The sequence below is a fragment of the uncultured Metabacillus sp. genome, from assembly GCF_947503125.1.
GTDB lineage: Bacteria > Bacillota > Bacilli > Bacillales > Bacillaceae > Metabacillus.
Window position 1 is genome coordinate 1 of the sequence record NZ_CANNCR010000044.1, and the last position, 25363, is coordinate 25363.

Below are 25363 nucleotides of genomic sequence, written 5' to 3' on the forward strand. Positions count from 1 at the left end.
TACATTAAATGAATGATCAAAAATAGTTTACTTTCTACACTACTTTCGTGTCCAAATAATTAAGGGGGCTAAAAAGAAATCGCTGATAAAATTGGAAACCCGCCGATAAAATCAGAAATTCGCTGATAAAGATAGGAAAGCGCCGATATATTCCTTTTTTAGAATCCCCTAAATGTTTTTCGGTGATTGATGAGATAAAGTGTTATGAAGATCGTGATAAATAATAGTGGTGAGGTAATATAAAGAGGGATGATCTCCATAAACGCTAAAGTATTGACGATAAATAATAGTAAGATTGCAAGGCTTCCTATAATGATCCACTTCATTTCCTTCACATCCTCTAGTTTCTTCTTATTTACTGTATATGATAGAGGATGTCCTTTTATCCCACATTTACTTTGATCAGATTAATCATCTACAATATTTATTGTGACATTTCTGTGAAAAACAGTTATCAGACTTGTCATTTGTCGACAAGATTTGATATAGTAGAGATGTGAAATTAATCACATACAAACATTTACCCCTTTGTTTGACCGTGAAAAATTTCTCCCATCCCCTTTGTTGTCGTTAAGACATAGAAAAAGACTCTGTACCCTAGGTATGGGGTCTTTTTATTTTGATTAAAAAATTGTATTTGTCGAAAAATTTATTAGGTAAACATGTAAAATAGAATAGACAAAATAAAGAAGAAGGGAAAAGCCGTATGGAAATAACAAGTGTCTATCCTGCCGTAACAGTGATTATCTTTGATAAAGAAGGCAGGATATTGCTGCAAAAACGTAAAGACGTGGGATTATGGGGGCTCCCTTCTGGGCATGTTGAGCCTGGAGAAACGGTAGAACAAGCCGCAAAAAGGGAAGTTTTCGAGGAAACAGGGTTACATATTGAGATTGAAAAATTAATTGGAGTATATTCGGATCCGAGCTCACAGGTATTTTACTATCCAGATGGCCGGGTGGTTCATTTTATTACAACCTATTTTTCGGCAAGGATTGCTGGTGGAAAGCTTCACATAGACTTAAATGAATCGTTGGAGGTAGGCTTTTTTTCTCCGCAAGCTTTACCATCTAATTTACTTAACATGCATCCTTGCTGGCTATCTGATGCTCTTTCAGATACCGAAAGAGGGTATATTCGCTAGGGCTAAAAAAGCATAAGAAAAGGGAATGAACGGTTCGTATTCATTCCCTTTTAAATATATAAGCTAGACATTTTTACTTAAGGTATCGCCAAAATGTTCCGTGCTTTGCTTGTACCTTTTCAACTGCTTGTGATAAAACAAGTTTTTTTAGCTCTTTTTCTACCTCAGATAATGTCATATTATAAACGGTAGCGATTTCTGTTGACGCGACAAATTGATAATGCTTCAAAAAGATTTCTAGTGGAGGTGTATGTGACGGTTTAATCGCATCACCAATGAATTCCTCTAAAACGTGTACATATAAATCATAAGAATAAATGCCCGTAATTTTTAATCCTTCTTCTTCAACATTTTTACTAAAAAAGGCAAGGGTTGGTATTTCGTGTACATCCATCTCTGAAGTGATTTTTAAGTCGCATTGCAAGGCTTTTGCCGCACTCTCTGAGTGAAGATCCCTTTGAAATTCTGTCACATCCAAGCCCACATCTTGAGCAATTTTTATTAACATTTTTTCTTCAGAAATATTTTTACTTTCAATGAATAGCTGCTCTTGAAGCTTTCGCAAATATCGTATTCCTGCTTTTCTTCCTTGGAGCTCTGCAGATTTGATTGCTAAAGATGCTGTATAAGGCTGTGATAAAGGATTTTTCATCCAAATATCCCCATCGCAGGACATTCCTGTACGGCTTGCTGTTTTCTCCCATGCTTGGGCTAAACTTTCAGGTCTTTTTCTTTTTGTGATATTCAAAGTTGCAAGACGTCCGCTGATAATATGCTTTAATGTGAAAAGACGGCCATACTCAATTTGCAGTTTCTTAATAATTGGCTCAAGTGCCCAGCATTCTGGACTTAATGGGTCAACAAACATATAGATCTCTAAAGGTTTTTCCGGATGCCCGCTGCAATGAGAGAAAAAGAGAGAAGCGTTCTTTTCCTCATGATTGTTCATCATTGTCATTAACCTCTTTCTGAACAATACTATTTTCATCCGAATCAGACGTATTTACCATATGATGAGCGGTAAGCTGAAGACGATGCAGAAGAAAATCCTTAAGTTCACCCTCAAGTCCAACTTCCTTCATAGCTTCCTTCATACAGCTAATCCACGCATTAGCCCGCGCTGGTGTGATCGGAAAGGGCAAGTGTCTGGCTCTTAGCATTGGATGTCCGTGCTCTTCGGAATAAGCTTGTGGTCCCCCAAGATACTGAGTGAGAAATTGTTTTTGTTTCCGAGCTGTTTCCGTTAGATCATCAGGAAATATTGGAGCCAATAAAGGGTGTTTTTGTACTTTTCCATAAAAGCAATCAACAAGTTGCGAAAGAGTCTTTTCTCCTATCGCTTCATATGGTGTTAAGTATCGATCAGTCATGTTGATAACTCCTTTAATATTTTGCTTGTTTATTGTACTTGTGTTGGACTTTTATGCAAAATCGAATTTTGTGTATGTTTATTTTAACAAGCGGTATTATTTATCTCAAACAAATCGCTCGGACAGCTTTGTCATTTAGTCCTATTATATGTGAAAGACAGGTTTGTATGAAGGAAATGGGCATACGGTTTTACTAATAATTACCTATTTAACAATAGAGTTTCTTAAGAAGGCAGCCTAAAACAAAAGGATCACTTCACTCGGGAACAACATATCGGACCTTAGAAGGCGGGGAATATGTCGTTCGTTAGCGAAATCTGATCCTTTTTAAGACAGCCTTATGTAAAATAGCTTGAGGTAATTTTTCGTACATAGTTTTGCGTTTCTTTAAATGGAGGGATGCCTTCATATTTATCAACATTTCCAGGACCGGCATTATAAGCGGCTAAAGCCAAAGAAACATCTCCATTATATCGGGTCAGCATTTTCTTTAAATATTTTGTACCGCCCTCAATATTCTGCACCGGATCAAAGGGATCTTCAACACCAAGAGAACGGGCAGTTGCTGGCATCAGCTGCATTAATCCAAGAGCCCCTGCATGACTTTTTGCATCTGCTTTAAATCCGGATTCCTGTTGGATAACCGCTCGAATCAGCTTTGCATCAATCCCATATTTTTCAGCGGCATTTGCAATGATTTCATCCATGTTTCCAGCTTGATTGGAAGCGGAATTGTTCGTTGGCTGATCGTGTTTTGGTGTTGAATATTCGATCAAAGGAGAAATCGTGTTTAAAGAAGAAGCTGTTTGCTTAGTTGCCGTTGGCTCTTCAGGAGCAGGATCCACTAAGGATTGTAAAAGCTCTTGAAAACTAGCAGCAAAAGAAGAAGGTTGACTGTTTGCTGTTTGATGATTAAAGCTTTGCAGGGCTTGAAGCTCGATCAAGGTTTTAAAGTACTTCATTTTTATATCCAAAACCGCCTACCCCATTTCTTTGTATTTTTGCTCATAAAAACGGCGAATTTTATTCTTTGTTTCTCGAATTGGAATGTTTAGGTCATTTAATAATTGTTGAAATTCGGTTTTTCCTAGCTCTTCATCCTGAACCTCATATTCAAGCTCATAATCCTCTACTGTTAAATATCGGCTATGATCGAGCACAATTAAACCGTTTTGATATTTTTTTTCAGCCCGTGAAGTTGAAAGTGTACCAAAGTATGTGATTGTATTTACATCAACCCTCAGATTTTCAAGGCGCTCGCTAATTTGCCCTTTTACGAGTTTTCCTGCTTGAATCATCTTGTTTGCGTCTTGTTTTGTAATGACTTGATGTGTTTCTAATAATCCGATGGTTGCCGGTTCTTTTAAGGTAATCACGTAGTTATCCTGCTTTTTTCGAATTCTGAGAGCTGCTCCAAATTGTTTTAATGAAAATTGCGGGGTATCAAAATAATGGTTTTCTTGGAAGAAAAACTCATCATCCTTTATTAGAAACTTGGTTTTTATTTTGTTAAATTCCGTTTCAGTAAGTAGGTTTTTAAATTCGATCTCTATTTCCTGTGACATTTTTGAAATCCTTTCTATGAATAAACTTGTAATTTTTTAGCGTGTGAACTCTCTTATTCGTATTCTACTCGCAATATTATCATGTGTCATTTTAATATGATAAAATAATCTTGTAATGTGTAACGGAAGGAGATTTTTATGAATAAAAGAATAGAACTAACGAAAGCAACGATTGATGATAATCAATTAATTTTAGAGCCTGAATCCTTTCCTAATGAACTAGAAGATCTGCAGGCAAAAGGACAAATGCTTGTTGATTCAGACCAACTCGCTTTTATCTATATTTTAGAAACAGCTGATGAATTTGTCTACGCAGGATTGCCTCACACAATCTGGAAAGAACTTAAGGAAGCAAAGGATAGAAGCCAAAGGGTTATGTTAAAAATTAATGAAAATGAAATAGAATTAGTTGATATACATGATGAACTTGATTACCTTTTAGAGAATATCAAGGGAAATGCTAATTATGGGGAAGAAATGGAGAATAAGGTTGTGGAGTTATTTTCGTTAACATAATTTCTTTTACATAAATAAAAGAGTAGTACAACTGTTGCGGTGGCTTAAGGGGGATATTTATGCAAAGTGAAGATTGGAAGTTATTTTTAGCTCCTTATCATCAAGCTGTAGAGGAGTTAAAGGTAAAGCTTAGAGGAATTAGATCACAATATGAGCTTCAACATTCAAATTCTCCAATTGAATTTGTGACAGGCAGGGTAAAGCCGATTGCGAGTATACTTGATAAGGCGAAGCGCAAAGGGATTCCAATGGATAAATTGGAGGAAGGCCTCCAGGATATAGCGGGAATTCGGATGATGTGTCAGTTTGTTGATGATATTAAAGTTGTCGTAGACATGTTAAAAAATAGACATGATTTAAAAATTATTGAGGAACGGGACTATATTACGAGCAAAAAGGAAAGCGGCTATCGATCCTATCATGTTGTGGCTGAGTACCCAGTACAAACTGTACAGGGAGAAAAGAAGCTGCTTGTTGAAATCCAGATCCGAACATTGTCAATGAATTTCTGGGCAACGATTGAGCATTCATTAAATTATAAATATAGCGGGAAAATTCCTGATGATATAAAAGCACGTCTAAAACGAGCTGCTGAAGCAGCTTATTCATTAGATGAAGAAATGTCCCAAATAAAAGGAGAAGTACAGGAAGCACAAGCTATCTTCTCTAGAAAAACTGAAAAATAAGTTGATGGAAAAGAACCGAATAATAAAGGGGTCGAATCGTATGAAGTTTGCCATTACATCAAAGGGTGATTCTGTATCAAACTCGATTATGCAAAAAATGAAAACATATTTAGTCGATTTTCAGTTGGAGTATGATGAAGACCAACCAGACATTGTTATTTCTGTAGGCGGAGATGGCACCCTTTTATATGCATTTCATCGTTACCGCTCAAGATTAGATAAGACCGCATTTATCGGTGTTCATACAGGCCATCTTGGATTTTATGCAGATTGGGTGCCTGATGAGGTTGAAAAGCTTGTGATTGCGATAGCCAAAACACCATACCAGGTTGTGGAATATCCAATTTTAGAGGTGATCGTCCGTCATAATGATGGCGGGCGTGAAGCGAAGTATTTGGCTTTAAACGAATGCACCGTGAAAAGCATTGAAGGCACCCTTGTGATGGATGTTGAAATTAAAGGACAAACCTTTGAAACATTCCGGGGAGACGGACTTTGTATTTCATCACCTTCAGGCAGTACAGCCTATAATAAAGCATTAGGCGGTGCCATTCTTCATCCTTCCTTAAGGGCGATTCAGCTTGCTGAAATGGCATCGATTAATAACCGGGTTTTCAGGACAATCGGTTCGCCGCTTATCTTGCCTGAGCATCATACATGCATGTTGAAGCCGGTAAATGATGTGGACTTCCAAGTTACCATTGACCATTTAACCCTTTTGCATAAGGATGTGAAGTCAATACAGTGCCGAGTGGCAAATGAAAATGTAAGATTTGCCCGATTTAAACCTTTCCCATTCTGGAAAAGGGTACGTGATTCCTTTGTAGGGGATTTAGAACGCTAAACATAGGAAGGTTTTTATCATGACATCATTTCGGCTGCAATGGACGATCACAGAGGCGGATGCTGGCAAATCGGTTTTAGAATATGTAAAAGAAAAGAAACTTTCAAAGCGTGCGTTAACAGATATAAAATTTAACGGCGGCGATATTTTAGTAAATAATATGCATGTAACGGTCCGGTATCTTCTTCAAGATGGGGATGTTCTTACGGTTATTTTCCCGCCGGAAGATAGAGGCTCAGGTCTTGAGGCTGATGATGTTCCGTTTCACATTGTTTATGAGGATGACCATTGCTTAGTGATTGATAAGCCGCCATTTGTCCCTTCGATTCCATCACGTGACCATAATAGGGGGACATTAGCAAATGGATTGATCCGCTATTATGAACAAAAGCAGATCCTATCTACAATTCATATTGTCAATCGTTTAGATAAGGACACATCAGGGCTTATGCTTGTCGCAAAGCATCGATTCGCCCACTCCTTATTTTCCGATCAGCAAAAGAAAAAGGAAATTCATCGTACATATGAAGCGATTGTTCATGGCGTACTTACTAACGAAACAGGAACGATTTCAAAGCCGATTGGCAGGAAACCAGACAGCATTATCGAGCGTGAAGTAAGAGAAGATGGTCAGCAAGCAGTTACCCATTTTCAAGTGCTTCAGAGGCTTCATGGTAAAACACATATTAAGCTTGTGCTTGAAACTGGCCGTACCCATCAAATTCGTGTGCATCTTTCTTCGATCGGACATCCGCTCTGTGGTGATACATTATACGGAGGAAGGGAAGATGAAATAAAGCGTCAAGCCCTTCACAGCTCACAGCTGTCGTTTTGGCACCCGTTGCTGGAAAAGGAGTTTCAGTTTAGTTCAGAGCTGCCTGAAGATATGAAGCGATTAACACAGTGAGGCTGTCTTTAAGTGACAGCCTCTTCTTTATTAATCTCTAAACCGTGATTCATCAAAAGGAAGAGAAGAAGGAACAGAAACGAGTTGATCTTCTGGATAGCGATAGGCGGTAAGTTTATTGCCAAAAACTGCACCTGTATCAATATTAATTGTCCGATTGATCCTTCTTGGTTCTTTAATTGGTGTATGTCCATAAACAATAAGTGCTTTTCCCTGATAGTGTTGTGCCCAATCACGGCGTTCCGGTGTTCCATCAGGGTTCTTTTTGCCAGTTATATCGCCATATAAGACAAACGTTTTAACGGCATTACTTGTTTTTCCGATGTAATCCTCGCGAATTCCCGCATGTGCGACAATCAAGTTACCATCATCAAGCACCTGGTACAAGGGGGCTGTTTCATATAACCATTTAAACTGAAATTTCACTTCATTTTGCTGTTTGGGAGAAAGGGCTTCATATTCCGCTACAGTTGTTTCAAGTCCATGACTGATTTGAACTTTATTTCCGAGGAAAAACCGGTATAGCTTATTGCAGTGGTTCCCAGGTGAATAAAACGCTTTTTTTTCTTTAATCAATCGATACACAACTTCAATAACACGCAAAGAATCCGGACCGCGATCTGTTAAATCACCAACAAACGAAAGCATTCGATTATCTGGATGAACAGGAATACCCGAACTCCAATTATACCCAAGCCGCTCTGTTAACAACTCGAGCTCTTTAAAACAACCATGAATATCACCGATTACATCGATTTTCAACGTATTCACCTCATTTAATACTGGGGGAAAGTCCCCCAAAAAAGCTTTTAAAAAAAGAAAGTACCCAATAATAGGGTACCATCTTTCTTAATCAAACATGTATTTCCTTGTACGTGACCGAACGTTAAGGACAATTCCGATTGCGACCATATACGTTGCGAGGGAGCTTCCGCCGTAGCTTACGAAAGGCAGTGGAAGACCTGTGATTGGAAGAAGGCCGATGGTCATGCCCACGTTTTGAAATACCTGGAAGGTGATCATGCCAATAATTCCTGTACATAGATAGCTTCCAAACGGATCATTGCTTTCTAACGATATATGGATCATTCTATAAATTAATAGGAAGAAAAGCGATACGACGATACTTCCTCCGATAAAGCCAAATTGTTCAGAAATGATCGAAAAGATAAAGTCGGTATGTGCTTCAGGTAAGTAGACTTCAAGGTTTTTATAGCCTTTTCCCTTCAATTCTCCCGAGCCGATTGCCAGTAATGATTTTACTAGCTGAAAACCTTGCTCTCCAGAGTATTCATAGGGATTTAACCAGCCATAAAATCGGTCAAGCTGATATTCTTCGCCCCGTAAAATATATTTAAGGAAAAAGTCAGGAAATTTAATAAAGATAAACACAATCGATCCGATGACAAAAAGAGCTGAAAAAGCCGCAGTTAAAATAATTCTCCATTTAATACCAGATACTAAAATCAATGAAGCAATAACGGCACAAAACACCATTGTCATTCCCATATCGGGCTGTCTGATTAACAAAAGAATCGGCGGTGCAGCAGTAGCTACAAGCTTTCCTATTAAGAGAAAGTCATCTGTTAACGTATTATTAGGGTATTTTTCACGGTGATCGGCAATAATTTTGCTTAGTACAATAATCATAAAGATTTTCATCAATTCAGATGGCTGGAAATTTCCTAACGGTCCCAGCTTATACCAGCTTGTTGCTCCTTTTATCGTTTGAACAATTGGAGCAGGTAATATTTCCAAACCGAGTAATAGCACCATACCAAACCCGTACAAATACCAAGAAAGCTGTCTGAAACGGTCATAATCAATAAGCATAGTCATGGCAACAGCAAATGCACCGATTATGTACCATTGAATCTGCTTCATGGAAAAATTAATGGCTTGGAGATTTGCAGGCAGAGTTACTTCTGCACTATTAATCGCGATCGTACTAACAATTGCTAATAAAAACATAATAAAAAGTAACGTAAAATCTATCTGTTGTTGAGGGGATTTTTCATTTGTCATAGTGGACCCTTTCTACTTATTTAACTTTAAAAAATAATTCTATCTTAACGGGCAGAAAACCCCCACTTAAGAATTCAAAAGAAAAAGTGGGGGAACTGCCCATAGTCATTGTATCATTAACCATCTTAATTGATTGTGAACGATTTGCAAAGAATCCTTTTTCACAGATTACAAAAATGTAAAATTTTTTTGAATGTAATGGCTGTTGATTGTTTGCTCTATTGATTTCATATAGAATATTATAGTATTTATAAAAATCAGCGCAATATGTAGAAAAGATGAAAAAAAATCCAGCAAGTAAAATGTTTATTAAAGGAACTTCCATTATAAAGGTACAATTCGCATTTACAACAGAGAGGGGGGCCTTGAAAATGTCAGATGAGAGAGAATTAGTGGAACTAGAGGAAGAAACATTACTATCTGCAATAGCTAGTCAGAATTTGGACGAATTCCGCGGGGCTTTTTTAGATAAGCATCCTTATGATCAAGCTAAATTTTTTGTGAAGCTTGAAGAGGAACAGCGATTAACCGTATATAAATTTCTATCTCCGGAGGAAATGGCCGCTGTTTTTGAAAATATTGAGCATGATGATGATCAATATGAACTATTTTTATCGGAAATGGAGCCAACATTTGCGGCACAGATGCTTGGTCATATGTATGCGGACGATGCTGTAGACGTATTAAATGAGCTTGACAAGGACCAAGTAGCCAGCTATTTAACGATCATGGATGATGAAGCTGCTGAAGAAATTCGCGAGCTGCTCCATTATGAAGAATATACAGCCGGAAGTATTATGACGACGGAGTATATTGCCATTCATGCCAACCAAACCGTTCATTCAGCGATGCAAATTTTAAAGAATGAGGCTCCTAACGCTGAGACCATTTACTATGTCTATGTCATTGATGAGGATAAAAAGCTTGTGGGCGTTATATCTTTAAGGGATTTAATTATTAATGAACCAGACATCATGATTTCAGAAGTGATGAATGAACGGGTATATTCCGTTAGTGTCGCTGAAGATCAGGAAGAGGTTGCCCGAAAAATGAAGGACTATAACTTTTTGGCCCTTCCTGTTATCGACTTTAGGGGCCATTTACTGGGAATTATTACAGTTGATGATATCGTTGATGTCATTGATGAAGAAGCAAGTGATGACTACTCAAAGCTTGCTGCGATTTCAGATGTTGACTCACATGATCGCAGTCCGTTTTCCGCGGCCAAAAAAAGACTGCCTTGGCTGATCATCCTTCTGTTTTTAGGGATGTTTACCGCCAGCCTAATTGGCAGGTTTGAAGAAACCTTGGATAAAGTAGCGATATTAGCTGTTTTTATTCCATTAATTGCGGGTATGGCTGGTAATACTGGTACACAGGCTTTAGCCGTGGCGGTCAGAAGAATTGCAGTTGGTGACGCGGGAGAGCAAAGTGTTTTTCGAATGATTATGAGAGAAGCTGGAACAGGCCTTATAACAGGAACGATATGTGGCGTGGTTGTGACGCTTGTTGTTTTCGTCTGGCAAGGTGATATCTTTTTAGGAATGTTAGTCGGAATTTCAATCTTAGCCACATTAACTGTAGCAACGATTGCAGGAGCCTTTATTCCGCTGATCATGCACCGTCTTAAAGTCGACCCTGCGGTAGCCTCAGGTCCATTTATTACCACGATTAATGATATTATCAGTATTCTCATTTATTTTGGAATGGCTACTTTATTTATGAAATACTTGATTTGAATAATACGACTAGTTGAATTTGTCTGCAATCATGTTGCAGGTAATGCAGGCTATACTATATAACAACGGTTTTTTTATATGAGAATACCTTGATTATAAAGGAGGCAAAACATGCATGGTGCATCTGTAACATCGCTCGTTATCGTGATTCTTGCTGCTTTTCTTACCCCTATTTTGTTACACCGGTTAAAACTGAATTTTATTCCAGTTGTTGTTGCGGAAATCATTGTCGGGTTGATTATTGGGAAAACAGGCTTTAATGTTGTTTCCCAAGATATGTGGCTTGAAACCTTATCGATGCTTGGCTTTATTTTCTTAATGTTTTTAAGTGGCCTCGAAATTGATTTTACCGTTTTTGCGGACGGAAAAAAGAAGGAAAAGCTTCCTTCTGGTAAATATGCCCCTAATACATTTTTAGTTTCCAGCATCGTATTTGTAGGGATTTTTGTTTTATCCTTATTGCTTTCCTATATCTTTGTCTGGATCGGACTAATTAATAATGCATTCTTTATGACACTTATTATTTCAACCATTTCATTAGGAGTTGTTGTACCGACCTTAAAAGACGGTCAACTCATGAAAACAAATATTGGGCAAATTATCCTTTTGGTAGCTGTTATTGCCGATTTAGTGACGATGATATTGCTTGCAGTGTTTGCCTCTATTTATGGTGATGGAGAAAGCAATACATGGTTATTATTGATTCTCTTTGGAGCGGGTGTATTACTGTATTTCTTAGGAAAAGCATTCAAGAATCGTTCCTTTATTGAAACGATGTCAAAGGGAACAATCCAAATCGGCACAAGAGCTGTTTTTACACTTATTATTGTATTGGTAGCCATTTCTGAAACAATTGGGGCTGAAAACATTCTTGGCGCCTTCTTAGCTGGTGTGCTTGTTTCCCTTTTATCACCGAATAAAGAAATGGTTCAGAAGCTGGATTCATTTGGATATGGATTTTTAATTCCGATATTCTTTGTTATGGTTGGGGTAGATTTAGACATTTGGGCATTATTTAAAGATCCCAAAATACTCTTTTTAATTCCGTTATTGTTTATCGGATTGTTAATCTCAAAAGTAATTCCAATCCTTTATTTAAAGCGCTGGTATGACACGAAAACAACTTTTGCCGCGGGCTTTCTGTTAACCTCTACCCTTTCATTAGTTATTGCAGCAGCGACGATTGGTGAAAGAATGGAGATTATCACGTCAGAAATGTCAGGTGCTCTCATCCTGGTAGCGGTCATAACTAGTATTGTTACACCGATTTTCTTTAAAAAGCTCTTCCCTCGACATAAAAATGAGAATCCAAAAATTAAGGTTGCTTTTATCGGTGCCAATCAAATGACATTGCCAGTAACAAGAGAGCTAAACCCGGATTTATATGACACAACTATTTACCATGTTCAGCAGGATAAGCTTGATCAGCAAATCTCAGAATCCTTGTTTGAAATCGTAGAAATAAAAGATTTTCAGGTTGAGACACTTAAGGAGCATGATGCATTTGATGTTGACTTAATCGTTGTCGCAACGGGTGATGAGGAGCGAAATGCCGATATTGCGCTTTTTGCTAAACAAGAAGAAGTAGACCGGGTTATTGCAAGCGTAGGATCACCTGAAATGGATGCAAAAATGAAGGAGCATGGAATTGATGTTTTCTCAACCATGCTTTCAACAAAAACAATGCTGCGGGCATTGATCGAGGCACCAAGTGTGATGAGAATTATAACGAATCAAGAAACGATGCTTTACCAAATCAATTTGAATAATGCAAAATATGATGATTTGTTATTACGTAATTTTCCATTCACAGGGGATATCATTTTCGTGAGAATCTTTAGAGGGAAGGATTCAATCGTTCCCCATGGCGACACAGATTTAAAGCTTGGAGATCGCTTAATTGTTACCGGATCACGAGAATATGTGAATGAATTAAAACGTGAACTTGAGCTTATTCGATGAATTTTTTCTTGAAAGTTGAGAAACATTTGGTATGATAGAGATAAGTAAATAATGATGAAAACCGCTAGGGGATCCCCAATTGAGGGGCTGAGATTAAAGTGTTTCTTTTAAACCCTTATAACCTGATCTGGTTTGTACCAGCGTAGGGAAGTGGAATTACGGCATATTCTAATTATGTATGTAAACCACTTTCTTACCTATAGGAAAGTGGTTTTTTTATTGGAAGTGAAAAACTTGGAAATTCATGTTATTACAGATGGGAAGCAAACAGTTGAGGAATTAACGAAACAAATCTTACGCTTTCACGAAGAAGCAGATTATATTCACATTCGTGAAAGAACGAAAACAGCCTCAGAACTAATGGAAATTGTTTCAATTCTGATAACCGGTGGAGTCCCTAAGAAAAAGATTGTGATCAATGATCGCGTTGATGCAGCAATATTAAACGATTTATTTAATATCCATTTGCCTGGTCATAGCTTTTCCATTGAAAAGGTAAGAAAGCTAAGACCATCCTTAAGGATTGGCCGTTCGGTTCATTCTCTGCAGGAAGCAATAGAGGCTGAAGAAGCTGGTGCAGATTATTTGTTGTTTGGACACGTGTTTACAACCAACTCAAAGGCTGGTCTAGCACCACGGGGCATACCTCAATTCGCTGAAATATGTGAAAGGATCGAAATTCCGGTTATCGCCATTGGCGGAATGACCCCTGAAACTGTTCAAAAGCTTTCGGGATTAAAGGCTGGCGGCGTTGCGGTGATGTCCTATGTTATGTCAAACAGTGAACCTCGTCATGCCTTGCGGGAAATTAAGAAAAGTTTAACGGAGGTGAAATCAAATGAAAAAGCATTATAATGTAGGCATCATCGGCGGCGGCATCATTGGTCAATCGATAGCCTATCAGCTGGCGAAAGAAGGCGTATCTGTCCTTGTGTTAGAGGGAAATAAGATCGGTACCGGGGCAACAAGAGCTGCGGCAGGGATGCTTGGTGCAAACTCTGAGCTTGAAAACAATGATGCCTTCTTTCAGTTCGCAAAGGAGAGTCAGCGCAACTATCATGTCCTGAGGGATGAGCTTTCAGAATTATCGCAAATTAATATTCAGCTTGTCGATAAAGGCATGTACAAGATCGCCATGACGGATGCTGAAGCACGTTCCTTAAAAGAAGCGGTAACACAATATGAAACAGTAGCATGGCATGAAAAAGAAACAGTGCTTGAGCATGAGCCAATGTTATCTGCAGAGATTAAAGGGGCCCTTTACATCCCAGAGGACGGCCATGTTTCACCAACGCATGTTTGTGCGGCTTTTGCAAAGTCTGCTAGTATGCTAGGTGCAACTATTTTAGAGAATACTCCTGTCCATACAATCAAGAAGAGTGCTGCAAACGAATATGCGCTTTCTACCCCGCTTGCCGATTTCACTTGCAGCAAGGTTGTCGTCGCAAATGGCGTTTGGAGCGGGCACTTTTTTAACCAGTTGGGTATTAACGCTGGGATGAAGCCTGTAAAAGGAGAATGTCTTTCTGTAAAAAGCAATCAAATCGGCTTAGAGCGAACGATTTTTTATGATCATTGTTATATCGTTCCAAAGGGTGATGGCAGATTTGTTATCGGGGCAACTATGGTTGAGGATGATTGGAGTACTGAGCCGACAATAGGAGGAATCCAGTCTCTTATTGAAAAAGTGGCACCACTCTTGCCGGAGTTAAAATCAGCTCAACTGGTTGAGACATGGGCTGGATTAAGGCCGCAATCACATGATGGAAAACCATATATTGGTCAGCATCCTGAAGGAGAACAGATTTATTTTGCAACAGGACATTATCGAAACGGTATCCTTTTAGCCCCGCAAACAGGGATGATGATAAGGGATCTGATTTTGAACAGGCAGCAAAATGAAGACTATATAAGGGCATTTTCGATCAACCGAATTTATGTACAGGCGTGAGGTGGGAAAATGAGCATTAAGTTAAATGGAGAAATTGTCGAGCTGGGAAATGATGTTACGACGATTCAGCAACTGCTAGCACATTACAAGCTGGCGGACCGTCTTGTCATTGTCGAGCATAATCGAGAAATTATTTTAAAAGATCAATATGAAACGACATCAATCCAAAACGGTGATGAAGTTGAATTTGTTCATTTTGTAGGAGGAGGATGAGCCAATGTTAAACATTGCAGATAAACAATTTAACTCAAGATTATTATTAGGAACTGGGAAATATCCGTCATTTGAAATTCAAAAGGAAGCTGTTGCACAATCAGAGGCAGAAATCCTAACGTTTGCGGTTCGCCGTATGAATATCTTTGAAGCATCACAGCCAAACTTTTTAGAGCAGTTAGATCTTTCTAAGTATACGCTGCTTCCAAATACAGCAGGGGCTAAAACGGCAGAGGAAGCAGTAAGAATTGCCAAGCTTGCAAAAGCATCTGGCTTATGTGATATGATAAAAGTTGAAGTCATTGGCTGCGACCGGTCGTTGCTTCCTGATCCAGTAGAAACATTAAAAGCTAGTGAAATGCTGTTAGAAGAAGGATTTATCGTTTTACCGTATACTTCAGATGATGTGGTATTAGCAAGAAGATTAGAAGAATTAGGAGTTCATGCCATTATGCCTGGTGCTTCTCCTATTGGATCCGGTCAAGGGATCTTAAATCCTTTAAATCTAAAATTCATCATTGAACAATCCAATGTTCCTGTAATTGTCGATGCAGGAATCGGCTCACCTGCAGATGCAGCATACGCTATGGAGCTGGGAGCTGATGGTGTTTTATTAAATACCGCCGTCTCTGCTGCAAAGGATCCGGTGAAAATGGCCGTTGCCATGAAGCTTGCAATAGAGGCTGGCAGACTGGGCTTTGAAGCCGGCAGAATTCCTAAAAAGGAATATGCAACAGCAAGCAGTCCAACAGAAGGAATGATGACCACTTAATGGAGCGATATTCAAGACAAATATTATTTTCTCCAATCGGGGAAAGCGGGCAAGAAAAAATCAATCAAAAGCATGTGTTCATTGTAGGTGCAGGTGCGCTAGGCACAGCGAATGCAGAAATGATTGCACGTGCCGGTATTGGAAAATTAACGATTATTGACCGCGATTATGTAGAATGGAGCAACTTGCAAAGACAGCAGCTTTATTCAGAGGAAGATGCAAAAAATAGAATGCCAAAAGCAATAGCCACAAAAACACGTCTTCAGCAAATTAATTCTGAAGTACAAGTTCATGCCATTGTAGAGGATTTAACATCAGCCAATATAGAAGACTTGTTAGATCGTGTTGATGTGATCGTGGATTCAACAGATAACTTTGAAACAAGATTATTAATCAATGATGCTTCATTAAAGCATGGGATTCCCTGGGTATATGGCGGGTGTGTCGGCAGTTATGGTCTAACGTTTACGGTCATCCCAAATAAAACACCATGTCTGCATTGTTTATTAAAGCATATCCCGTTTGATGGAATGACATGTGATACAGTTGGGGTTATTTCACCAATTGTCAGCATGGTTACCTCCCATCAAACAGCAGAAGTGTTAAAGCTGCTTGTTGGAGACGAGGAAAACCTGCGCAGCAAGCTTGTATCCTTTGATCTTTGGAAAAATCAATATTCATCGATCAACATGGAAAAGCTGAAAAATAAGGCTTGTCCTTCTTGTGGAACAAACCCTGTATATCCCTATTTATCGGCTGAAAAAGAAACAAAAGCAGCTGTTCTTTGCGGAAGGGATACGGTACAGCTTCGTCCAGGTACAGGGAAACAGATTTCCTTTGAGCAAATTTCCGAAAGAGTTAAACCGATTGCTGACGCGTTTTTAGAAAATCCATTTTTATTATCAATGACCTTTGGCAGTCATCGAATCGTTCTATTTAAGGACGGACGAGCTTTAATTCATGGGACGAAGGATATTGCTGAGGCGAAAAAGATTTATCATCGCTATGTTGGCTAAATAATATAGTTAAGGATAAAAGCCCTCTCAAAGGTAGACAGAGAGGGTTTTGGCATTTTGTCTACTCTGTAACCTAGTTTTATCGCCCAAACCTCTCTTTAAATCCATTTTCTTTTGGGTCTTTGATATTCAATGACATTTGATTGATTATAACCATTTTTCTTTTCGTCTTCTTTCTTCATCACCGTTTCGAATTTTTCTAGTGCTTTTTGAAATTGGCTTTCATTTAATTTATCTGTCGCATATAATGAGCATAGAATAGCATATGCGATCGCTTTTGTATCAATATCAATTGAAATATCTACATTGGAATTGCCGCTAGCATCAATACTAGACTTGTTATCATTATGTTTTAAATTTTTAAATTTCTGTTCTACTATATTTTCTACTTTATTTTCATCCATTGTTTTACCTCCTATCTATTAGTATAAAGAGACTGGCTCGAAAGGGTCTGACCCTTTGGTTTTGAGACAGTCTCTTTGAATATCATTTATTAGTCTTGTTCTTGTTCTTGATCCTGTTCCTGGTCGGAATCTGCTTCTGCTTTTACTCTTGCACGGGAGTCACTATCTACCACAATATGAATATCTACTTTTGCATTACCACTATTAAAGACTTTTGCATTATTAACGTTTTTATCTTTTAGTTCAATATCATTTTCGTTATCCAATTCATTATCTACTTTTGTTTTGTTTTCTGCGTCTGCTTTAGCTTTAGCTCTTGCTTCAGCTTCATTATCTTTTCCCCAATTTGACATGATGCCTCACCTCCCTTGCTTTCCTATTAGTACTGTATTCAAAAAGTCATTTATAGAGTGGACAATTTTCCATAGTCAACGACACATTTTAAAAGAAGGTGCTTATAAGTAGAATCTATCTGGGAAAATGTAAGAGATGAGAGAACATGCTTCAAGAAGGAAATCGATAGCACTATTTGGATTTTAATGATATAATTATAACCAGGTACTAATAACATGTATTAATATTAGGAGGATGTACATGAGCTTATCACTTAATGGACGAAATATTGTCGTGATGGGAGTAGCAAACAAACGCAGCATCGCATGGGGTATTGCACGCTCTTTACATAATGCTGGTGCTAGACTAATTTTTACATATGCTGGTGAACGTTTGGAGAAGTCTGTTCGTGACCTGGCAGAATCATTAGAGCGCAATGATTCCATTGTTTTGCCTTGTGATGTAACAAATGATGAAGAAATCAAATCATGCTTTGGTCGAATTAAGGAAGAAGTAGGCGTAATCCATGGTGTTGCCCATTGTATCGCATTTGCCCACAAAGAAGAGCTGCAAGGAGAATATATGAACACAACACGTGATGGCTTTTTATTAGCTCACAATATTAGTTCATATTCTTTAACTGCTGTTGCAAAGGAAGCAAGAGGAATTATGACAGAAGGCGGCAGCATCGTCACGTTAACTTACCTTGGCGGAGAGCGGGTACTGCCAAATTACAACGTAATGGGCGTTGCTAAAGCTTCACTGGAAGCTAGTGTCAGATATTTAGCAAGCGACCTTGGCAAAGATGGCATTCGTGTGAATTCAATCTCAGCTGGTCCTATTCGTACATTATCAGCTAAAGGAATCAGTGATTTCAATTCTATTCTAAAAGAAATTGAAGAGCGTGCACCGCTTCGCAGAACCACAACACCTGAAGAAGTAGGCGATACAGCACTATTCTTATTTAGCGATCTTTCAAGAGGCATGACTGGTGAAAATCTTCACGTTGATTCAGGATATCATATTATCGCTTAACAAAACAAAAGTGTAAGCGCCTTGATCAGCCCCGACAAGCATAAGTCGCACCTCGAGGGGCTAGGCGCTGGAGCTAGATGTCGTACGCTTATCCAAAGTATGAGAATTTTATAATTTCTTAAACGAAAACAAAAGGGTCTGCCCCCACCAAACAAAAACCAATATACGAAACTTCCTATTAGTTTAAGTTCTATGTATTAAAGTGGGGACTGACCCTTTCTCTTTAGCAGTCCTAAACAATCTCCCCCAGAAGATCTCGTGCAGGCTGGCATTTGAGCACAGTCCCATATTGAACAAGAATGATTTCATCAGCTATATCAATGGTCACAGTCCTGCCTAACCTTTGCTCAATATTAGCTAAACATTTCTGAGCCGTTTCCGTAATAGCGGGAATGGGGTTATTCGGCTTTGCGATAAAAAAACCCTGGCCATATGTAATGCCTAAATCAATCACCCTTTGAAGCTCAGCTTCTGTTTCAATTCCTTCCGCAATGATTTCACAACTCATTTTTTTCGCAAACATCACAAATGCCTCTAGGATATGGAATTTTACTTCATTATGGTCAACGCCGCTTATTAACGAACGGTCCACCTTAATATAATCCGGCATTAATTCAGATATAGATTGCAAGGAGGAATAGCCTGCACCCGCGTCATCAATCGCAATTTGAAAGCCTTGTTCACGATAATGATGTAGAACATTTCTAAATGCGGCAAAGTCATGGATAGCATTTCTTTCGGTAATTTCAAACACAACATGGTGAGGGGCAATTCCATATTGGTCTAGCAGGGAAATGGTATGGCCGGGATTAAACTGGTTATCATACATCACTTGAGAATTTAAATTAATAAATAGTTTTTTATCTTTTAAGATTCCTTTACTTTCGGCAAATGCAAGCTCCCTCGCGATTTTTTCAAACGTATATAATAATCCTTCTCTCTCGGCAAAAGGAAATAGATGAGAAGGACTATAAAAAGGACTGTCCAGGGGTCCTCTTGATAAAGCCTCAAATCCATATGTTTGATGGCTATGAAAATGAACAATTGGTTGAAAATGAATGGTGAGCTGCTTCTTTTCTAGAATTGTCATAAATTGTTCCTTCAAAGAAGCTACCTTATCAGAAGGGACAGTACTATCATTGTTCATGCCTTTTCTCCTTTAATAAAACAAGCAGGTTCTTGTTTATGCTATATAAAACTAAAATCTACGTAATTCGACAATAACAATTAAATATTAAGGCAGAGTAAATTTAGTGTAAAATTTTTTATCTTTGATAACTGTATCAATCAATGATAAGAAATAGGCACATAACCTAGAAATGATCATAAACTGCTATAGAGCAGATTTATTAAAGAGGAGGTTTCCGATGAGCAGAAATCAGCAACTTAAGCCGCTGTTGTATATTGTGCAGCCGGAATACGATAACATTGCTCCAAAAATGCAAGAGTTAGTCATAATAAAGCCGGAAAAGAAACAGGAAAGCTTACCGGTGGAACCTATAGAACCTGAGATAGCAGAGACAAAAGCGGAGATTTCATTAAATCCTGCTGTAGAAGCAGAACCAGAACCAGAAGTTGAAGCTGAACAGAGTAAAAAGGAAGAAGTCATACATGATGAAAAACAGGAACGAAAAAGAAAACCAAGAATACCAATCTCCCAGATGACGATTCCTGAAAAGGTTGAATTTTTTACAAACCTTCCGAAAAATATGCCGAAATCTTTGTGTCTTATCGAAACAACTGATAGTACTTATCGGGGGATTATCGTGTCAGAGGAGGATGGAGTCGTGACTATACGATCTTTACATCATCCAAGACCAATTGATATTCAGCTTGAAGTCATCCAGGCAATTAATGTTTTAGGTTTTTAAATGGATAAGGCTATCGCAAAAGATTCTAAATCTTTTGTGACAGCCTTATATCGTTCGTTTAATAGCCTGTTCATGTCAACATCTGTGGTGATAAGCATTGAATGGCACAACTATTCGTTACAACTACTTTAATGAAATCTTCCGTTTTTGATAATTTTTTTACATAGCCAATCTGATCTTCATTTGAAAGATGAATCAGTTCCCCGCTTGCATTTAATGGCTTTAGCAGTCTTAATGTAAGATGGAAGTTATGAATGGATTCCACTCGAAAAAATACAGTGCCATAACCTTTTACATCTATAAAATGATAGGCTTTAAACAATGCGCCATCTTTTAAAAATAAAAGGATTGGAATGGAATCTCCTAAAAGGTTCACGGGATAAAGGAGATAGCGGTAGCGATGCACAGCACGTTGTTCTTCAACCGCGTTTTGTAGAGAGATAATTGTTTCTAGCACGTGAATCATGTAATGATCATCACTAGTCCTTTTCATTGGTACCCTCCCTTTCTATTATATATGCCTATATTAGAATAGATATAATAGAAGAAAAGGTAATAATGAAAATGCCTATTTATTAATAAATGGGCATTTATAAAAAGAACAACATGTAAAAAAGACTGCTGTGACCAGCAGTCCATCTTTTATTTGCAGTGTTTTTTGTCCATCGCACGGTTTACTAAATCTGGTGATAAGCATTGAATAGCACAGAAGCAATCTAGATCTACTTCAATACAGAAGTCAGATTTTGCAAGTCCGAAGAAGTCACCGTCACAAGGATCACATACGCTCTCAGTGTCGCCATTAACATCAAAAGGACGCAGTAGTGATAATGTTGCACAGCAATCTTTTACGTGCTCAACGCGGAAGAAGATTGTTTTAAAGCAAGCCATATCACCTAAGAAGCCACCTACGTTACCGAAAGCTTTAAACAGATCACCTTTTTTATCGTATAAAATGAATGGAATTGTATCTCTACCCGGATTAGCTGCTGGGCTTAACAAATTGCTGAAACAGCTAGTTGGACAGCTAATTTCTTCAACTGCTTCTTGCTCAGCTAAAATTTGCTCAACTGCTTCACATACGCAATTGTTATCGCGGTCTTTACCTTTGCAACCCATTTATTTTCATCTCCTTAAAATTAGTTATTTGACTCTCTAGTCCTTAACACAATATGTGAGTTATCCCTAGATGGTGTGGGCAATCGTCCAAAATTGAGGGAGGGGGGCTTTTCTTTTTTTGTGTATTTGTATTAGGTACAAGTGTCTGTAACGATGAGAAGCTAGCTTTTTAAGGAATGTTAATCAAGTAAGTTTTTAAACTCATGCCATTTTGAATGATTGACTTTCGTAATGCTAGATTGATGGTTTCTCACATTGTATATTGTAAAGTCACGATAACATAGTGGCCCTGTTTTCATTAATTCTTTTAATACTAAAACATCTTCATACAATTTACCCTCCTCAAAAGAAATGACAGGAAATCCGCCAATCGCTTTTAACTTATCTGTCCGATAAATTCTAGGTCCCAGAGGAAAATGGTAAGAAAGGAGTTCGTTTTCATCCATGACTGGTTTGCCATTCGTTACCTCACTAAATTTCATTTCATTTGAATCGAACTGCCGCCAATTTCTCAAATTTCCATAGAGGACAGCTGCAGACAAAGGAAGTGTCATTATTTGCTCCTTAATTGTTGAAATCGCATCCGGGTCAAGCCAGTCGTCTGCATCAAGCTCTAAGATGAAATCTGAGGAAACATAGGGTAAAAGCTGGTTTAGAGCTCTTGCCTTTCCTTCGTTTTCTTTTTGGAATACCCGTATATTCCGTTCACCGTTCCATTTTGTAAGACGCTCATATGTCTTATCAGTTGAACCGTCATCAATGACTAATAGTTGATTAATTGGTGTATGTTGCAGCAGACAGGAGGTAATAGCAGTTTCCACATAGCTGGCCATATTATAGGTTGATATCATAACTGCTAAAGAGGGAGATTGATCATAAGCTCTTTTTAAAGGTGAAGAATATTTTGCGATAAACTCCCATTTATTTATTGTTTTAGTATATGCTCTAGGATTAAAGGGCTTGACCATCGGTTTCGTTATTTTTACTATTTTTGCTTTTTCTATTTTTTTTAGCCAGGCTGGAAGGACAGCTTCATTAAAAGGGATTTGTTCTTTTGTGAATAAAGGTGTTTGTTTTAAATAAGAGGTTTTTACAAGGAATGGCCGCTCTATTATATAATTTTTTACACTTAAAGAATTAGTGAGGATATGGTTTTTATCACTTAATTTTGTAATAGCATCGTCTATGTTGGATATTAGTTGTTCATCCTTATAAAGAAATAAAACATAGTCAGTAGTAATTGTAGGAATGCATCCATTTAAAGTTTTACCTAGATCATCTTCTGTCATATTTATCACTTGGTAATGATATAACGATTTATCTATGTGAAGGGAGGAGGTTTTTTCCCTTTTAATAAGTGTTAGAGATTTTAAGCGATGCGAAATGAAATGTAATGAATATAAAGTTTGAGTGAATACCGTTTGACTGGAGTAATCAAGTAAAAATACATGCAGGTCTTTCAATTGAGTTCCTCCATGAAATAAATTTTTAAGAGCTTCATATAGTTAAACCACTATTTAGCATATGATGGCAAAGGATTAATGTGTTGGTAAATATACTAGAAATTAATGAACTTATAAATACCGATAGCTGTGGATGGAACATCTTTAAAGTTCTGCATATTCTATAGTAAAACGTGGATTAGTTCTTTATGAAGAAAAGGAATTTATACTTACGAGGAGATTAATGATGGACTGGATAAATGAATATAAGGAGCGGATGGATTCGCCGCTTTTTAAATGTTTATTAGATAGCTATTCACATTTAGATGAGAATGAAACAACAAGAGTTCTAATTAAATTAAAATCGGGAACAAGTATTAACAAGCTTAAAGATTTGTGTGAACTAAGCCCTTCTGATCTTGAATTGAATCATGCAGTGCTATTGAATTATCTTTCTGGGAAGTTATCTGTTAAAACAATACAACAATTGGTTGTCCACCCTAAAGTCGAAAAACTTTACCTTGATCGCAAAGTTCAGGCATTTTTAGACACTGCAGCAAAGTCAATGGGCAAAAATTATGTGAATAATATTTATGGATTAACAGGGAAAGGTGTCACAATTGCAGTCTTAGATACCGGTATACATCCACATTCAGACTTTACACTACCCTCCAACCGAATCGTTGGCTTTGTCGATATGATCAATAGATACCCAGTTCCTTATGATGACCATGGTCATGGAACACATGTGGCGGGATGTGCTGCAGGAAATGGTTTCGCCTCCAAGGGAAGATATAGTAGTTTGGCTCCTGAAGCACAACTTGTTGGAGTGAAGGTATTAGATAAAAATGGAGTGGGGTATCTCTCGACAGTCATTTCCGGAATTAATTATTGTATAGAGAAGAAAGCTCTTTATAATATAAAAATTATTAACTTATCCCTAGGTTCTGAATCTATTGTACCATACCAAGAAGATCCCTTATCACATGCAGCAGAGCAAGCAATGAAAGCAGGGATTATTGTTCTTATGGCAGCAGATCATACTGGTTTGGCGGATAATATTACGACATTTGCAACAAATCCTAATGTTATTACAGTAGGTGCAGCATCTGATCGGAAAACACCGATAATGGACGACGAATATATTAGTCTTTTTACGAGTAAATTACAGGTAATTGATAGCGTAATAAAGCCTGATGTTTTCTTTCCGGGATTATGCATTACTGCTCCTCTTTCACCTAATTCCATATTAGCTAATCAATTAGAACCATTTGTTGTGAATCAGAATTACATTACATTGTCGGGTTCATCTATGGCCACCGGTTTATGTTCCGGAGCTATTGCGTTAATTTTAAGTGCCTATCCTCCACTTTCTTCAGAAAAAATGATGCAGCTTTTTTTACAGTACAGGCAGGGTGTTCCGAATATAGAGAGCTATGTAAAACTTCCTCATCTCTTTCAGTTACTGCTTAAGACTCCTTTATAGAAATAAAATAATATAACACTGTTTGAAAACTGGGGTCTTTCATCAAAAGGCCGCAGTTAAATTATTTGTCTAAACAAATAGATTGAATTTTTCATACAATACAAAAGGATTGTTGATAGATTAGAAAACATACATTCATTTTGTGTAAAGAATGAGTGGAGATTTTAAGAAAGCACAAGAAGGAGCATGAAAAATGGAGAAAGTTTCAATTGTCATTCCTTTTTATAATTGTTCTTACGTTGAACATGCAATAGAAAGTGCGATCGGGCAAACATATGAAAATATCGAAGTGATTGTCGTAAATGATGGTTCTACTAAACATGTTGAAAAATTAAAACCATATATGAATAAAATCATCTATATTGAAAAGCCAAACGGAGGAACTGGCACCGCATTAAATATGGGGATCCGTCAGGCAACAGGTGATTATTTTTGTTGGCTTAGTTCGGATGATATTTTTTATTTTGACAAAATTAAAATTCAATTAGAGAAAATGAAAAAAGCTAATGCCATGGCAAGCTATACAAATTATTATGCGATTAACGGGAAAGGAGAAGTGATAAGTGGTCTGCAAGGTGTTTATACTCCTGATCGATTGGAATTTTTAAGGACTATGAAACGTGGAAATATCATTAATGGCTGTACAGTAATGCTTAATATGAAACTATTTTCCGAGTTTGGCCTTTTTGATGAACAACTACCTTATACACATGATTATGATTTATGGCTGAGAATTTTACAAAAATACGATTTTTTATATATTGATGAACCTTTGCTTCTATATCGTGACCATCCTGATATGGGAACAAGAAAACATTGGGACACGATTATGCAAGAAATAGGCCTAGTTCAAAGAAAAAATCGTAGTTATATCAATCAATTAATTAAAGAGGAAAATATGAAAAAACACAACAACGGACAGTATTAGGAATTTATTAAGAAGATCGCTTGTTTTGTGAAAAA

At 37.7% G+C, this 25363-nt stretch carries 29 protein-coding genes and 1 riboswitch; of the genes, 16 read left to right on the forward strand and 13 right to left on the reverse strand.

The features are described 5' to 3' along the window. Positions 1 to 158: 158 nt before the first annotated feature. Positions 159 to 326, reverse strand: coding sequence for a hypothetical protein (locus Q1B07_RS20115; RefSeq protein ID WP_299092571.1), 168 nt, complete (start codon positions 324 to 326; stop codon positions 159 to 161). Between the two features lie 380 nt (positions 327 to 706). Between Q1B07_RS20115 and Q1B07_RS20120 the strand changes: the two genes are divergently transcribed. Continuing rightward, complete coding sequence (locus Q1B07_RS20120) at positions 707 to 1144, forward strand: NUDIX hydrolase (protein WP_299092570.1); 438 nt, start codon at positions 707 to 709, stop codon at positions 1142 to 1144. A gap of 73 nt (positions 1145 to 1217) precedes the next feature. On the opposite strand, the gene Q1B07_RS20125 is transcribed toward Q1B07_RS20120, so the two are convergent. The 4 genes from Q1B07_RS20125 to Q1B07_RS20140 form a co-directional block, all read right to left on the reverse strand. Then, a complete protein-coding gene (locus tag Q1B07_RS20125; RefSeq protein ID WP_299092592.1) occupies positions 1218 to 2093 on the reverse strand; it encodes a ClpXP adapter SpxH family protein in 876 nt (291 codons plus the stop codon). Continuing rightward, the gene (locus Q1B07_RS20130) at positions 2080 to 2514 is read right to left on the reverse strand and encodes a thiol management oxidoreductase (RefSeq protein ID WP_299092569.1); all 435 of its coding nucleotides are present in this window, start codon (positions 2512 to 2514) and stop codon (positions 2080 to 2082) included. Before Q1B07_RS20130 ends, Q1B07_RS20125 begins: the two co-directional genes overlap by 14 nt. 338 nt (positions 2515 to 2852) lie before the next feature. Then, positions 2853 to 3476, reverse strand: coding sequence for a lytic transglycosylase domain-containing protein (locus Q1B07_RS20135; RefSeq protein ID WP_299092591.1), 624 nt, complete (start codon positions 3474 to 3476; stop codon positions 2853 to 2855). Positions 3477 to 3494: 18 nt separating this feature from the next. Then, complete coding sequence (locus Q1B07_RS20140) at positions 3495 to 4079, reverse strand: CYTH domain-containing protein (RefSeq protein ID WP_299092567.1); 585 nt, start codon at positions 4077 to 4079, stop codon at positions 3495 to 3497. Between the two features lie 138 nt (positions 4080 to 4217). Here Q1B07_RS20140 and Q1B07_RS20145 point away from each other — a divergent pair, with 138 nt between their 5' ends. From Q1B07_RS20145 to Q1B07_RS20160, 4 genes are read left to right on the forward strand one after another with little or no spacing between them, the layout of a single operon-like run. After that, positions 4218 to 4595, forward strand: a complete 378-nt coding sequence (locus tag Q1B07_RS20145; protein WP_299092564.1) for a hypothetical protein — start codon at positions 4218 to 4220, stop codon at positions 4593 to 4595. Between the two features lie 59 nt (positions 4596 to 4654). Then, positions 4655 to 5281: a GTP pyrophosphokinase family protein gene (locus Q1B07_RS20150; RefSeq protein WP_299092562.1), complete on the forward strand. Its 627-nt coding sequence runs from the start codon at positions 4655 to 4657 to the stop codon at positions 5279 to 5281. A gap of 40 nt (positions 5282 to 5321) precedes the next feature. Then, positions 5322 to 6125 carry an NAD kinase gene (locus Q1B07_RS20155; protein ID WP_299092560.1) on the forward strand — a complete coding sequence of 268 codons (804 nt, stop codon included), beginning with the start codon at positions 5322 to 5324 and terminating at the stop codon, positions 6123 to 6125. Between the two features lie 19 nt (positions 6126 to 6144). Further along, positions 6145 to 7032, forward strand: a complete 888-nt coding sequence (locus tag Q1B07_RS20160) for an RluA family pseudouridine synthase (protein WP_299092559.1) — start codon at positions 6145 to 6147, stop codon at positions 7030 to 7032. 30 nt (positions 7033 to 7062) lie between these two features. Here Q1B07_RS20160 and prpE read toward each other — a convergent pair whose 3' ends face one another. Together prpE and Q1B07_RS20170 are read right to left on the reverse strand one after the other, a co-directional pair. After that, complete coding sequence (prpE, locus tag Q1B07_RS20165) at positions 7063 to 7794, reverse strand: bis(5'-nucleosyl)-tetraphosphatase PrpE (protein ID WP_299092558.1); 732 nt, start codon at positions 7792 to 7794, stop codon at positions 7063 to 7065. An 87-nt stretch (positions 7795 to 7881) separates the two neighbouring features. Further along, positions 7882 to 9057 (reverse strand): FtsW/RodA/SpoVE family cell cycle protein, encoded by a 1176-nt coding sequence (locus tag Q1B07_RS20170; RefSeq protein WP_299092557.1) that lies wholly within the window; start codon positions 9055 to 9057, stop codon positions 7882 to 7884. Between the two features lie 371 nt (positions 9058 to 9428). Between Q1B07_RS20170 and mgtE the strand changes: the two genes are divergently transcribed. The 7 genes from mgtE (at position 9429) to Q1B07_RS20205 (ending at position 16710) form a co-directional block, all read left to right on the forward strand. Further along, positions 9429 to 10796, forward strand: a complete 1368-nt coding sequence (gene mgtE / locus Q1B07_RS20175) for a magnesium transporter (protein WP_299092556.1) — start codon at positions 9429 to 9431, stop codon at positions 10794 to 10796. A gap of 111 nt (positions 10797 to 10907) precedes the next feature. Beyond that, positions 10908 to 12758 carry a monovalent cation:proton antiporter family protein gene (locus Q1B07_RS20180; protein WP_299092555.1) on the forward strand — a complete coding sequence of 617 codons (1851 nt, stop codon included), beginning with the start codon at positions 10908 to 10910 and terminating at the stop codon, positions 12756 to 12758. Between the two features lie 56 nt (positions 12759 to 12814). Next, positions 12815 to 12924, forward strand: a riboswitch (TPP riboswitch). A 59-nt stretch (positions 12925 to 12983) separates the two neighbouring features. Then, a complete protein-coding gene (tenI, locus tag Q1B07_RS20185; RefSeq protein ID WP_299833470.1) occupies positions 12984 to 13613 on the forward strand; it encodes a thiazole tautomerase TenI in 630 nt (209 codons plus the stop codon). Next, a complete protein-coding gene (gene thiO / locus Q1B07_RS20190) occupies positions 13597 to 14709 on the forward strand; it encodes a glycine oxidase ThiO (RefSeq protein ID WP_299092552.1) in 1113 nt (370 codons plus the stop codon). Before tenI ends, thiO begins: the two co-directional genes overlap by 17 nt. 9 nt (positions 14710 to 14718) lie before the next feature. Next, positions 14719 to 14922, forward strand: coding sequence for a sulfur carrier protein ThiS (thiS, locus tag Q1B07_RS20195; RefSeq protein WP_299092550.1), 204 nt, complete (start codon positions 14719 to 14721; stop codon positions 14920 to 14922). Positions 14923 to 14926: 4 nt separating this feature from the next. Next, entirely contained in the window at positions 14927 to 15694 is a 768-nt protein-coding gene (locus tag Q1B07_RS20200; RefSeq protein ID WP_299092549.1) for a thiazole synthase, read from the forward strand. Continuing rightward, a complete protein-coding gene (locus Q1B07_RS20205) occupies positions 15694 to 16710 on the forward strand; it encodes a thiazole biosynthesis adenylyltransferase ThiF (RefSeq protein ID WP_299092548.1) in 1017 nt (338 codons plus the stop codon). Before Q1B07_RS20200 ends, Q1B07_RS20205 begins: the two co-directional genes overlap by 1 nt. 98 nt (positions 16711 to 16808) lie before the next feature. On the opposite strand, the gene Q1B07_RS20210 is transcribed toward Q1B07_RS20205, so the two are convergent. Together Q1B07_RS20210 and Q1B07_RS20215 are read right to left on the reverse strand one after the other, a co-directional pair. Then, positions 16809 to 17114 carry a hypothetical protein gene (locus tag Q1B07_RS20210; protein WP_299092547.1) on the reverse strand — a complete coding sequence of 102 codons (306 nt, stop codon included), beginning with the start codon at positions 17112 to 17114 and terminating at the stop codon, positions 16809 to 16811. An 89-nt stretch (positions 17115 to 17203) separates the two neighbouring features. Continuing rightward, a complete protein-coding gene (locus Q1B07_RS20215) occupies positions 17204 to 17467 on the reverse strand; it encodes a hypothetical protein (RefSeq protein WP_299092546.1) in 264 nt (87 codons plus the stop codon). A gap of 241 nt (positions 17468 to 17708) precedes the next feature. Between Q1B07_RS20215 and fabI the strand changes: the two genes are divergently transcribed. Next, positions 17709 to 18482, forward strand: coding sequence for an enoyl-ACP reductase FabI (fabI, locus tag Q1B07_RS20220; RefSeq protein ID WP_299092545.1), 774 nt, complete (start codon positions 17709 to 17711; stop codon positions 18480 to 18482). Positions 18483 to 18714: 232 nt separating this feature from the next. Here the strand turns inward: fabI and Q1B07_RS20225 are convergent, their stop codons facing one another. Then, complete coding sequence (locus Q1B07_RS20225) at positions 18715 to 19629, reverse strand: EAL domain-containing protein (protein WP_299092544.1); 915 nt, start codon at positions 19627 to 19629, stop codon at positions 18715 to 18717. Between the two features lie 220 nt (positions 19630 to 19849). On the opposite strand from Q1B07_RS20225, the gene Q1B07_RS20230 reads away from it, so the two are divergent. Next, positions 19850 to 20353 carry a CotO family spore coat protein gene (locus Q1B07_RS20230; protein WP_299092543.1) on the forward strand — a complete coding sequence of 168 codons (504 nt, stop codon included), beginning with the start codon at positions 19850 to 19852 and terminating at the stop codon, positions 20351 to 20353. A 70-nt stretch (positions 20354 to 20423) separates the two neighbouring features. Here Q1B07_RS20230 and Q1B07_RS20235 read toward each other — a convergent pair whose 3' ends face one another. The 3 genes from Q1B07_RS20235 to Q1B07_RS20245 form a co-directional block, all read right to left on the reverse strand. Further along, entirely contained in the window at positions 20424 to 20846 is a 423-nt protein-coding gene (locus Q1B07_RS20235; RefSeq protein WP_299092541.1) for a CotY/CotZ family spore coat protein, read from the reverse strand. A gap of 149 nt (positions 20847 to 20995) precedes the next feature. Further along, the gene (locus Q1B07_RS20240; RefSeq protein ID WP_299092539.1) at positions 20996 to 21472 is read right to left on the reverse strand and encodes a CotY/CotZ family spore coat protein; all 477 of its coding nucleotides are present in this window, start codon (positions 21470 to 21472) and stop codon (positions 20996 to 20998) included. A gap of 179 nt (positions 21473 to 21651) precedes the next feature. After that, complete coding sequence (locus Q1B07_RS20245) at positions 21652 to 22935, reverse strand: glycosyltransferase family A protein (RefSeq protein ID WP_299092538.1); 1284 nt, start codon at positions 22933 to 22935, stop codon at positions 21652 to 21654. A gap of 223 nt (positions 22936 to 23158) precedes the next feature. Here Q1B07_RS20245 and Q1B07_RS20250 point away from each other — a divergent pair, with 223 nt between their 5' ends. After that, on the forward strand, positions 23159 to 24400 hold the full coding sequence (locus Q1B07_RS20250; protein ID WP_299833457.1) for a S8 family peptidase: 1242 nt from the start codon (positions 23159 to 23161) through the stop codon (positions 24398 to 24400). 193 nt (positions 24401 to 24593) lie between these two features. Continuing rightward, entirely contained in the window at positions 24594 to 25328 is a 735-nt protein-coding gene (locus tag Q1B07_RS20255; RefSeq protein ID WP_299092534.1) for a glycosyltransferase, read from the forward strand. The last annotated feature ends 35 nt before the right edge of the window (positions 25329 to 25363 follow it).